The following is a 12,079-nucleotide window of genomic DNA, read 5'->3' on the forward strand; positions in this document are numbered from 1 at the left end:
CCCACCTCACAATTAATCCAACGCTCGATAATCTTTACTTGAAGCCGGGCGAACAAGGTTGGTAACGCCTGTCTTCTCCAGCGCTTGGACAATTAGATAAGCAAAGATTCCGGCAATGATAATCGAACCAGCGACTCTAAACCCAACATAAAGCAGCAAATTCCAAGGCGCCAGGTCGCCGATATACCCGTAATAATAGTCGATCACAAGTGAAGCTATCGCTGATAACACAGCTGCCAAAGAAACAGTGAAAAGATCATACCTTTTATAACGGAAAGCAGCGAAAATTAGTTCAGCCGCCAGACCTTGACCCAAACCGAATATAAGTGTAGCTACTCCCCACTGGCCGCCAAAAATAAATTCTCCATGTGCCGCAGCAACCTCCGCTAATACAGCAACACCCGGTTTACGAATAATTAAAAAAGCAACAGTTGCTGCAATAAACCACATCCCATAAAGCAGCTGATCAACATGAAGCCCGACCGTTGAAACCAAGCTGTAAACAGGTCCCCATAATTTATAAACTATCCCGAAAATAAAAGCGATAATAATTGTAACTAAAATATCAGTCAGCTTTAATCCTTTTTGCATGATGGTACATCTCCTTTTTTTCTTAGATAAATAAAAAAACCACTTTCTTACCAGCAATAAGAAAGTGGTTGTATTGGAAAATAATGATAGACATATAGATCCCGCAACTCCACTTCCCTACGCTGGTATAAACCAGATCAGGTTCCAAGGGTCTTAAAGTCCTACTTTAATCTCAACCTTCTAAAAAGGTCCCCCTAGCGGATAATTCACTGATTCACTTGTATAAGCACTACCTTATCACTTTTTTAGGAAATGTCAATTGTACGGTTTTCCATTTTATGATCTTACTGCAATTAGGTATTTGTACTTATCAGCATCTCTTTTATCTCTATGGCTATCTCTAATGAAGGAATCGCATCATCAATACTCAAGCTTGTCGGAATATCTTTCTCGCAGCACTCCAGTACGTGCTTAATGGCTTCTGCATAACAATCACTATTCTCTACTTTGACTTCTTCCTGACCGTCGTTCGTAAATAGCTTTAGAGACATTTCACTTCTATCCTTATGTCCATTCTCCACGTACTCTACCGTTGCATCTTCAAAAACGGCTTCATAAGCAACAGTGAACGGATGGTAACCTGGCATCATAGAAGAGCATTGGACCTCAACAACTGTATCATCATAATGGAAAAGTGCATCAACGTGTGACGTTCCTGCTTTCCCATTGAGACCGGCAGCTGTCATCTGCTTTGGACTGCCTATTAGCCAAGTGACAAAATCAATCTCATGAATCATGAAATTGGTTGTGATGTGGTTCAGCCCTAAATCGCCCCATAACGGAGGAGTCTTTCTTTTCAAGTGCAAAGCCTTTAACTTCCCATATGTATTTTGCTGGGCAAGCGAATAAATATATTGATAGGGTTGTTCGAATTTAATAAATTGATCAACAAAAACTTTTCTCCCATATTTGTCAGCTGCCTGCTTCATCGCGATGGCATCCTCAAGGGTTAACGCAACAGGTGTCTCACAATAAACATTCTTTCCATTTTTCAAAGCATCAATGACATACTTTTTATGTAAGGTGCTTGGAAGGCAGACATCGATTAAATCGATTTCTTTGTTCGTCATAATGTTATCAATATTGTTGGTAGCTGTTATTTGCAAATCTTGTTCAAGTTTTTTAAGTTTCTCTTCGTTTCTCCCGAAAATGATAACTGAATCGACGTTTTCCGTTTTACGATAAATGTCGGCGTGATAAGAGCCAAAGCCTGTTCCTAGTATCCCTACTTTCATATGTGCATCTCCTTTTGGTTTAGTAAGATAAGTATATCAGTCTATTGGTGAAATAACCTAGAATAGGAAAAAATTGAAGGTTGTTAGATTCTTAGATAAATAGATCAAAATAAGACCGTACAAAATCATAAGGTAACAAACCATTCTTAGCACTTTCTATTAGAAACATAAAATAAAATTTCCTAATTTAAAGGACTTTTTACCTATTTGTTGAAGTGGTAAATAGAAGGTGAGGTGAATGCAATGATAAGAATGGAACGAATCATTGTGAAAGAAAGAGACCTCGATATTCTAATTTATAGTGTAGGAAATAGGTATGAAGCTCATGCTGCTAACACAAAAACTGGACAGTTAAGTATCGCAAGAGGAGTGGAAAAATGGAGTACAATTACAGAAGGAATTGAACGGGTATTGAGACCGATGAGATCATAATCACCTATAGAATCCTTTCAAATACCATCAACATCTCAACGGGAAAATCACTACATATCCGAAATGAAAATCATTTGCTTAGAAGATCCACTCTCCATGAGGGAATGGAACTTCCACAAATCTTTCGTGATAACTACGTCTTGGATTAGCCTCTTAAATCGTTCATTTAATATCCATATTAACAAAGAATCGATTATCTTTTATCTGAAATTAGATAAATTTGCAGTAATTATCGACCTTATATAAGTATGATTTTAATGGCTCTATTTTTAAATAAAAATCATTATTAAACTGGCTGCACCACATTATGATATTTGAAATAACTCGAGAGCTTCGAGTTAACATGTGTATGATAATTGTCTAATGAAATATCTAAATGACTGAGTAGTTTATAGGCATGAACCCAAGCACTCATTTCAGCTGTAATACGATAAGACATGTCATTTAACCATTTATCATGATCTAATTCATTGTTCAAGTGATCAATCAAATGACCGATTTCATGGGCAAGCGCATACGCATTTTCCAATGTTATAGACTGGGGTACGGTTATGGTCATTTTAGATGAATTAAAACTAATCTTCTTGTTCTCATCAAATATAACCTTACAACCCTTGTTATCAGCAAAGGATGCCAACTTCTTAAACGTTTCGAATGTTACCATATATTCAATTCTCCTAATTATTATTTGTAATGCCATAACCTTATTATGAATACTTTAATTTATGATCTTAAATCGCAAATTTAGTCCCTATCAGATGAAAATTAGACTTAACGCCCTTCTATAATGATGAATTCGATGTTTTTCACTGTCTGATTTTTATCTAGAGATATCTTGTCTGTTTAAATTGTTAAATTGTTTTGTTTCTGCTCATCTATTATAGATGATAAACGATTGGAATAAAATGTTTTGTTTAGAAGAACGACCGGGTAAAAAGAATATAGGAAGTCAATGATTGTTGAATAAGAAGTACTGAATCTTGGTTCTTTGCTTCCAGCAAAATGCAAAAGGTACGCCTAGTTATTGGCGGTAATAAAGAAGGGAAATTCCCGAAATTAAAAATTAAGAGGAAATTTTATTTAAGTAATGCACACCTTTTTGAAAAATCTCAGAACCAAGCGCTCCTAACTACTAACCAATCTCGATAGAAAAAGAGTGAAATGAAGCCCTAGGTTCTAATTTATCGGCTTGGTATCATGACCACTTATTTTCCCTCAAGAAACTTTCGAATAAATGTAATACTACGGGCGATATGCCCGTAGCCATCTTCGGATTAATATTACACAATTCTCTTCATTATACAATAACTTTCGATTTCGATGTTTGAAAATGAGTCAGGATTTCTTCCCAAGTAAAATATTGACGGATAGTATCAACATCGCTTATTCCCTCTCCCGTCTGTACCTCTACAAATTCAAGTTCAGTAATCGCTCGCAGCCCATGCTTCTTACCTGCAGGAAGATGAATAATATCTCCTGATTTCACGCGGTGAATATTTTCGTCTAAAGCAAGCTCCCCTTCACCTCTAACAATTGTCCATACTTCATCACGACTCTGATGATAGTGATAGGTTGAATTTTTACCAGCATGAATACATATACGTTTAGTTACCATTTCTTTCCCGTTGTCATATTTTGCATAATCTAGTGTCCTTGACCATCCCCAAAGACGTTCTTCATACATTGGTGGATGATTGAACTCTCCAATTAACTCTTTAATACGAAGGCTTGATGCTTTATCAGCAACTAATATACCATCTGGACTAGCAGCAACAACTATATCCGTCGTACCGACCACTGTAACTGGGATATCAAGTTCGTTTACTAGATGAGTGTTTACTGAATCACTTGAAAGAACACCATTGCCAATTTGATTCGTTGCCATTTCATCGGTTAATGTATTCCAAGTGCCAAGGTCTTTCCAGTACCCATCATAAGGAAGAACAACAATATGCTCTGATTTTTCAACGATTTCATAATCGAAACTAATCTTTGGAAGCAATCCATAATTATTAAGCAATGTATCGTATTGAAGAGGGAGGTTCTTTTCTTCTAAACTATTTAGCAAAAAGCCTAACTTGAACGCAAAAACTCCGCAGTTCCAAAGTGCTTTTTGTTCGATTAACTCTTCTGCAGCCTTCTCAGTTGGTTTTTCTGTAAAACGGTTGACTGAAAAAAAGGAATTATGCTCTGTTATTTCTTTAGGAACAATATATCCATATTTTGAAGACGGATATGTAGGATTCACACCCATTAAAGCTAAATCTGCCTTTGAATCACGTAACACACTCTCTAAACCTTTAACAGCTTCAAAAAAACCATCCTCTACATAAGGATCGACTGGCAGCACGACGACAACCTCATCTATTGCGACTTGCTCTTCTGAATGAAAATAGGATGCTGCTAAAGCAATGGCTGGAAACGTATCACGGCGTTCCGGTTCGATAATCAATGGGATATCTACACCAACTTGACTATAAATCATATCACGCTGCATCTTAGAAGTCGCAATAACTGTTGAATCACTTAATCCAACGGCTTCGATTTGCCCCCACACCCGTTGGACCATGGATTCCTTGACGCCACTTTTTCCTTCCAACACTTTTAAGAACTGTTTCGAACGAGTATCATTCGATAACGGCCACAAACGCTTACCAGAACCACCTGACAATAAAACTAATTTCATCATTATACCTCCATTAAAAAGAGACCTGTTATAAAACAGGTCTCAGGATTCAACTATTTTTTTTAGTACTGTTCGATATTTATTAATTGAAATTTCACGTTTTAAATACTGTTCTAAATAGTTTCTTCCATTAAATCCAAGATCAGATAATTCTTCTCTCTTCATTTTATACAAGTAATTAATTTTCTCAATAATACCTGAATAATCTTGAGGCTCCGAAACCACTCCACAATTGCTCTTATCTATTAACATTTGAACTTCGCTCTCTTGTTCTAATACACCAAGAACTGGCTTACCAGCTGCCATAACTCCGTATATCTTGCTTGGAACAGACACACCTTTAATTCCTTTTTGATTCACAACTAAATGAACATCTGCAGCATTTAATGAATACTTAATAAATTCTTTTGATTGATAAGGTAAAAAATGTACGTTTGAAATGCCATTTGTCTCAACAAAAGACTGCATATCCTTCTTCACTGCACCTTCTCCTATAAAAACAAACGCAAGATCTTGATATTTTTTAAAATAATCCGTTACCTTAATTATATTTTCTAGATCATAATATAAACCTATATTACCTGAATACATAATAATAAATTTATTTTCTAAACTATTATCTTTAAGAAACTGTTGAATATGTGGTTCTTCTTTTGTTAATGGGATAATCTCGTCTTCATTCGTCCAGTTATTAATCACGACATAGTGAGGCACTTTTTCATTCTTAAAACGTTTTTTTAATGTTTCACTCATATCATTTCCAACAACGATAACACAATCTGAATATCGACAATTCACCATGTCCATTTTTTTAGCTAGTTTAAAAATGAATTGTTTACTTGTATAATTAACTGCCATTGCTTGCTCTGGATTAAAGTCTTGAATATTATAAATATGTTTGGATTTTTTTAAAAATTTACCAATCGTCCCGATTAAACCTCCTAGGATAGGTGGTTGAGAAATTGTATAAATAGCATCAATACTTTTTTCTTTTAATAATGCAATATTAGCTAAAAGAAAATAAGATAATACATATTTCATTCGACTCATTTTCGAAGTCTTATCAACTTTCGGTAAACGAACCCGAACGATCTTTATATTCTCTAAATATTCTTCTTCAAATAATGTGATTGTTTTTGATTGTTCACCAGTATAATTCCCTGACTGAGCAGCAATGACTGTAATCAAAAAGTCCTTTTGTAAATCCAAGCATAGTTCTGTAAGTAACTGACCAGTCGAGGCAAAGTCAGGATAAAAATAGTTAATGACAAATACTATTCTTTTTTTTTTCATATTATTTCTCCTCGATAGCTTTAATAATATTATCAATATATTTTTTATCAGAGAAGTTTGTTAAATAGTGTTGACGACTTGCTTGACTATATAAATTCATTTTTTCCGGATCATTTATAATACTAACAATCGATTCTTTAATTAAAGTTGATGATCCTTCTTCTAATAAAATACCATTTGAATTAATTAAGTCTTCAATACACCCTCTTTGAGTAGATATTATAGGCAAACCAGCTGCCATACCTTCGATAATAGAAATTGGTTGACCTTCTACAGCATAGTTAGAGGGCAATATCATCAAATCAGAATCTAATAATAATTTTTTCTTTTTTAAATTCGTTACAATTCCTATGTACCTAATGGAATTATCAAAACCATGTTTCTCAATAAACTTTTTCATTACAAAATAATCTTTCTCATCATGTATTGCACCTGCTAGAGTTAAATTGATAGAATAACCCTCATCAATTAATTCTGTAACTGCTTTCACTAACTCAATATAACCTTTTTCCTTCATAAGGTTGCTAAGGTATACTATATTAATTTTAGAATTTGTCTTAAGTGATTTAGCTTCATCGATATCTTTATCGGAGATAAAATTTAAATCTACACCATTGGCTACAATTTGAACATTACGTACAAGGCCTCTATAATTACTTTTTAATTTTTCCCCTAAAACTATTCCAGTTGTAACTTTCCCTAAAACCTTTTTTACAAATTTCATCTGGAATGGTGATAAGGAATCAAGAATATTACCTAAGTTATTTCCATGTAAATGAATTATCGTTTTTGATGCAAATTGATTACCTAACTGAATAAGTATTAAGTCTCTAAACAACCCAAGTTTAGTTTGCGATATAGAAACATATAATGCATGTTTTTTGCGATTGATTAAATTCAAAAATGTTTTAATAATAATTATTACGTCTTGTAAGATTTTTCTAAAAGAAAACTTCCCCACTTGATGAATTACTGCTCTATTAGTATTTATAACTTTTAATTTGTATTTCGATTTAAAATTTTTTGACTCAATAATCTGCTTTAAAGCAACGCTTTCACCATGAATAGGAGGAGGAATGGGACCTATAATTATAATTTCTTTCAATTAGACACACCTGCTTTAATAAACCTTTTATATTTTATTCTTATCAAATTAATTTGCCTTTAAGTCCAATTTTTATTTGTTCTATTTCCTGTGTAACTTTTTCAATTGGATAATTTCCTGATTCAATAATTTCTTCTATACTTTTATAAATTTCGTCAATTGAAAAATTATTGACATCATAGACATATTCTTCAAGACCTAGTTTTTTAAATGTACCTTTAGTTTTAGGCTGATATGCCAATGCAATGGTAGGTGTACCACCAGCAAGAGCAAAAATAGTAGAATGCATTCTGCTGCCTATGAATAAATTCATTTTTCCGTACAAATAGACTAATTCTTCTGGTTTATTACTAAATCCATCCAAATCTACTATTATAGCATTCTTAGATTTAATCTTCCTTAACAACTTTTGAGAAACTTCATAATCAGTATCACCCTCACCAACGGTTACCTGAGGGAAGATATAATATGTACAATTTTTGTTCTTAGAAGATATTCTATTACAGATTTCAGCCACTTTACTTACGTAAACTTCAATCTCTCTATCTCCAATCCCTTTCTTTGAAAACCTCCAATCTAACAAAGTCAAACCAATTTTCATTCCAGATTCTTTTGTAATCTTCGGATATACAACTTCTTTACCAGGTAATGTAAAGCCAATATCAGCAATTTCGACCAAATTTCCCAACCCTATTTCTTTTAAGAATTTTGTAGAAATTTCTTCTCTACTAATAAATATATCTAATTTTTTTAATACTTTTTTCACAATAAATTTATCAATTTTATTATCTATTGGCCCTACACTTTGTGGAAAAGCAAGAACCTTTTTCTTTTTTTTGGTTGCTACCCATATATGAAACAAAGAATTTAGTAAGCCTATTCCTAAAGGACCTTTTCTAGAAGAATATAAATATCCCCCACCTACACTAAGAACTACATCTGCATTTTTGTACAATTGAATAGATTTATTATCTCGATTTAAAAGTACACCAAGCACAGACTTTAATCCATTAATATATCTCAAATAACTTTTTTGACCCTTTTCTAGTTCCCAAACTGGCTCTACTGAGGAAACTCCATATTGATTATAAAAATCAGTATTTTCTTTCCAATAAGAAGACATAATTTGTATCTCTGCATTTGGATCAATACTTTTAATTAAATAAATCATTCCTACAACAATACCGGCATCTCCTCTATTTTTTGAAGAATATGCATTGACAAATAAATATTTCATGTAGTTTTTTCTCCTTGTTTTCTAAGATTTTACTATTTATTTTTATTTACTTCTTTACTAAATGAATTTCTAAAATAGATAGTAACAAAAATTCCTGAAATTGCTATGGCTAAAGCAGAACCAAACTCTTGATAGTTAATAGTTAAAATCAAACCTAATAATAAAGTAATTACGGTACCAATAAAATTACCAGTGAAGAAATACTTAGTTTTATTTAAAGCACGTAATGCAACTACAGAAGGTCTATTTAGTCCCAATGCAAATTGATATATTCCAAATATAATTGTTAAATATTTATAATTTTTAAAATTTTCACCGAATATAATTTCAAAAAAATAATAAGAAGCCATTGTAACTACTACTATTGTTAGTAAAAAAAAAGGGGTAACCTTAGAGTGAAGATTATTAACATATTCTTTTACTGCATTAATTCCTTGTTCTTTGTATAACGTAGATATTTTTGGAGTGAAAGTATTCTCAAAAAGAACAAGTATTATCGTAATTAACCCCAATAAATTCATTGCTGTTCTTAATCCACCAAGTTCTCCATCAGAAATAAAATAAGAAATTAATATAAAAAAACCTTGAGTACATGCCCAATAAAGTATACTTCCAATTACCGTCCATTTAGCAAATTCCCAATGATTTTTTCTAACTTTCTTTTTATTCAAACTGTAACTATCTATATCTTTACCACTATTCACAAGTTGTAATAACCATACTACAAAGATTGCCAGTAAATAACTTGAAGATAATATTATAAAACTTTTCTGAGTATCTATTGAAAGTTTTAAGATGAAGTTCAGAACTGAAAAACATAATACTAGCACTATACTGCCAATAAATAAGTTTTTAACTGTACCACGTCCATAATTTAGTTTTCTTAACAATTCATATTGTCCCCAAGAAATTGAAAATATTATGGAATAAAACCCTTCAATTAAAGAAATCTTTAATACAAACAAATTCATAAATACTAATACACCACTACTAAAAAAAAATGTCAAAATAACATTATATTTTGTGAGATATTTTATATAAACTGACGATTTATTTTTATATTGTGTTGGTAAAAATACTAAAATCGGTGCTGAAAAAAAACTTGAACATACTATGAATACTAAGCTAACCGCTGAATAAATCAGTACAAAATCTTTGAAATCCCCTATAGTCATAAACCTACTATAAAAAATAATAATTAAAAAATTTAACAAAGATATTAAACTCTGTTCAAATAAACCATATCTAAGAAAAACTATTTTTAACAATACTTTCAACATTTCTGTTATATTTCTCCTCTTTTTTCATCATAAAAAAATGTATCCAGTTTCAAATCTGCGAGAGAACAAAAAAATTTTGTATAAATCAAATTCATCGAAAAGGAGAATAAAAGAGGCTTCCCCTATTAACCTTCTTATATCAGAAATCTCTCTAACTCTTAAAATTTGAAACTGATGAAAATACACTAATGTAACACTCCAAATAGAGCTTAGAGATTGGCAGGTGGCATTACTATTGTTACGATGGATAATTTTCTGAAAAGACCGTTACTCATTATAAACGTTCCAAAGGGCATCCCTTGTTTCATTTATGCTCCTCAAGTTTCAAAAAATCTTGACAATGTCTAATTTCACTGAACTGATCGAAAGAATGTACGCTAGCATTTACGCACTACAATCCTTCTCTAATATAAGGCGATAAGTGAATTTTGTTTTTTGTGTGCCAATTACATCCTACTTTGTCCAAAAAAAGCAAATAATATCATTTTAGAAAAGATGAAACAAGAAATGTTATGCTATGTAATTGCCCATATAGTGTCAGCATATTTTTTATTATAAGATACATCAGAGTCTATCATATAGAATTTGATCAGTTCTTTACTCATTATTAGTAAAGTTTTATGAATAATAAGTTATTCAGTTATATACTCTCTTAAAAGGGTTCCCTCATTTATACAAATTTATTAACTTTCATCCCCTTCTTTCTACTTAGCTAATGACTTATTTATGCTCAATCTAAGGACTATAACTATAAACAGTAATGGAATAATATCTTGCATATAATAAATATAAAAATTAAAAAGATCCCCTCTTAATAAACTAACAATTCTAATAATGGTAATTGCATAAATAATTGCAATCAATCCATTTCCTTTTGTCAATAACAATCTATACAATACTCCTAAAATAACACTAAGTAAAAAGAATCCTATAATAATTCCTAATAATCCAAAGTTTAGATACATTTCACCTAAAAATGAAATATTAATTTCAACATGATTTGGATAATAGAATTGAGGGAAAAACTGTTCCGTAAAATAGGTCATTGCCCCGTATCCTTTATCTGGATATAAATCCCTTGGAATCGGTGACATTATAGCAGCTAAAATAGTTTTACCTAATAAAAAATCATATGTTCCTTTTTCACTTAAAAGAGTTATTAGAGCATCAAATTGAACAGTATCGTATCCGCCGAAAAAATATCTTGGGAAGTCAGAAAGTGAATTATGTAAAATATCCCAAAATCCCAAATTATTATTAGAAGCAAAAAATTTATCCCTAAGAACTATTCTGTAAACAATAATAATAAAAAAGAAAAGAAAAAGGCTCAATATTAATACATTACGAGATTTTATCTTTTTATTAAAGTAGTGCTTTATTATTATTAGAATTAATATACTATATAGAATTGATGATCTACCGCCTGTTAAAACCAGAGTTGTTATGGTGCTTAGAAGCAAGACTAGCCATATTGTAATATCAATTCTGCTGTTTCTAAAAAATATTATCCTTACAGTATAAATAAATAAAGTTAATTTACACAAATTAGCCAATATAAGTAGATAGCCCGCATCTCTTAAGTATATATTTCTTAATGCTAAATTATCTAAATAATTATTGAGTCCTCCTGCTTTAAGGATTAGCGTCATAATGATTACAAAAGAAAATATTACCGATATTATGGCAATTACTCTTATCCACTTTATCTTAACTATTTTCTCGAAATTTGTTCTCAATTTTTTTTTATTTATCTCTAATAAATTTTTTGTTTTTATGTTTAATAAATAAAATAATGTTGTATTATAAATACAGACACCTATTATAATATACAATAGAGCATTATCAAAAACCTGTAGTTCATTATCTGTAAGTAAATGTACATTAAATGTACCGACACCAATCTCACCAGTTACTAACACATAAATAGGTTTACATATATAAATAACTAAAAAAAGAAAATTAGGAATAATAAAGGGGGAAAACACATCAAATTCCCCTAATTGTTTTACACTTAAATAAACAGACAATAATATTATTCCTAATAATACTATTAAGTAAATAGGTGCTAGTAGATTAGTTTCTATTTGTACCAATTTAATAATATAAGGTACACTGATGCCTACCATTATTGCTAGTAGTAATGCCGTTGTTAATAATTTGCAATTTTTTAAGACCATTTCTCACTACCCTCATTATAGAGAATTAGATTTTTGCCATACA

10 protein-coding genes and 1 riboswitch are annotated in these 12,079 nt (G+C 31.4%); of the genes, 1 reads left to right on the forward strand and 9 read right to left on the reverse strand.

The window, feature by feature from the left end; translation table 11 throughout:
• Positions 1 to 12 precede the first annotated feature (12 nt).
• Entirely contained in the window at positions 13 to 591 is a 579-nt protein-coding gene (locus tag AM592_RS14430; RefSeq protein WP_053604439.1) for an ECF transporter S component, read from the reverse strand.
• 97 nt (positions 592 to 688) lie between these two features.
• Positions 689 to 797: riboswitch (TPP riboswitch) on the reverse strand.
• 87 nt (positions 798 to 884) lie between these two features.
• Entirely contained in the window at positions 885 to 1,826 is a 942-nt protein-coding gene (locus AM592_RS14435; RefSeq protein ID WP_053604440.1) for a Gfo/Idh/MocA family protein, read from the reverse strand.
• Positions 1,827 to 2,069: 243 nt separating this feature from the next.
• Here AM592_RS14435 and AM592_RS14440 point away from each other — a divergent pair, with 243 nt between their 5' ends.
• A complete protein-coding gene (locus tag AM592_RS14440) occupies positions 2,070 to 2,258 on the forward strand; it encodes a hypothetical protein (protein WP_053604441.1) in 189 nt (62 codons plus the stop codon).
• Between the two features lie 286 nt (positions 2,259 to 2,544).
• Here AM592_RS14440 and AM592_RS14445 read toward each other — a convergent pair whose 3' ends face one another.
• From AM592_RS14445 to AM592_RS14475, 7 genes are all read right to left on the reverse strand, one after another.
• Entirely contained in the window at positions 2,545 to 2,922 is a 378-nt protein-coding gene (locus AM592_RS14445; protein WP_053604442.1) for a hypothetical protein, read from the reverse strand.
• Between the two features lie 633 nt (positions 2,923 to 3,555).
• Complete coding sequence (locus AM592_RS14450; protein ID WP_053604443.1) at positions 3,556 to 4,944, reverse strand: sugar phosphate nucleotidyltransferase; 1,389 nt, start codon at positions 4,942 to 4,944, stop codon at positions 3,556 to 3,558.
• A 42-nt stretch (positions 4,945 to 4,986) separates the two neighbouring features.
• Positions 4,987 to 6,237 carry a glycosyltransferase family 4 protein gene (locus AM592_RS14455; RefSeq protein WP_053604444.1) on the reverse strand — a complete coding sequence of 417 codons (1,251 nt, stop codon included), beginning with the start codon at positions 6,235 to 6,237 and terminating at the stop codon, positions 4,987 to 4,989.
• 1 nt (position 6,238) lies between these two features.
• A complete protein-coding gene (locus tag AM592_RS14460) occupies positions 6,239 to 7,342 on the reverse strand; it encodes a glycosyltransferase family 4 protein (protein WP_053604445.1) in 1,104 nt (367 codons plus the stop codon).
• Positions 7,343 to 7,385: 43 nt separating this feature from the next.
• Positions 7,386 to 8,579 (reverse strand): polysaccharide pyruvyl transferase family protein, encoded by a 1,194-nt coding sequence (locus AM592_RS14465; protein WP_053604446.1) that lies wholly within the window; start codon positions 8,577 to 8,579, stop codon positions 7,386 to 7,388.
• A 32-nt stretch (positions 8,580 to 8,611) separates the two neighbouring features.
• Positions 8,612 to 9,859: a lipopolysaccharide biosynthesis protein gene (locus AM592_RS14470; protein WP_053604447.1), complete on the reverse strand. Its 1,248-nt coding sequence runs from the start codon at positions 9,857 to 9,859 to the stop codon at positions 8,612 to 8,614.
• Positions 9,860 to 10,563: 704 nt separating this feature from the next.
• On the reverse strand, positions 10,564 to 12,036 hold the full coding sequence (locus tag AM592_RS14475) for an O-antigen polymerase (protein WP_053604448.1): 1,473 nt from the start codon (positions 12,034 to 12,036) through the stop codon (positions 10,564 to 10,566).
• Positions 12,037 to 12,079: the final 43 nt, after the last annotated feature.

The sequence above is a fragment of the Bacillus gobiensis genome (genome assembly GCF_001278705.1).
Lineage (GTDB): Bacteria > Bacillota > Bacilli > Bacillales > Bacillaceae > Bacillus > Bacillus gobiensis.

Bases quoted from the DNA above. Each gene is read 5' to 3' on its own strand.
- AM592_RS14430 (WP_053604439.1), bottom strand. From the start codon at position 591: ATGCAAAAAGGATTAAAGCTGACTGATATTTTAGTTACAATTATTATC.
- AM592_RS14435 (WP_053604440.1), bottom strand. From the start codon at position 1,826: ATGAAAGTAGGGATACTAGGAACAGGCTTTGGCTCTTATCACGCCGAC.
- AM592_RS14440 (WP_053604441.1), top strand. From the start codon at position 2,070: ATGATAAGAATGGAACGAATCATTGTGAAAGAAAGAGACCTCGATATT.
- AM592_RS14445 (WP_053604442.1), bottom strand. From the start codon at position 2,922: ATGGTAACATTCGAAACGTTTAAGAAGTTGGCATCCTTTGCTGATAAC.
- AM592_RS14450 (WP_053604443.1), bottom strand. From the start codon at position 4,944: ATGAAATTAGTTTTATTGTCAGGTGGTTCTGGTAAGCGTTTGTGGCCG.
- AM592_RS14455 (WP_053604444.1), bottom strand. From the start codon at position 6,237: ATGAAAAAAAAAAGAATAGTATTTGTCATTAACTATTTTTATCCTGAC.
- AM592_RS14465 (WP_053604446.1), bottom strand. From the start codon at position 8,579: ATGAAATATTTATTTGTCAATGCATATTCTTCAAAAAATAGAGGAGAT.
- AM592_RS14470 (WP_053604447.1), bottom strand. From the start codon at position 9,859: ATGTTGAAAGTATTGTTAAAAATAGTTTTTCTTAGATATGGTTTATTT.
- AM592_RS14475 (WP_053604448.1), bottom strand. From the start codon at position 12,036: ATGGTCTTAAAAAATTGCAAATTATTAACAACGGCATTACTACTAGCA.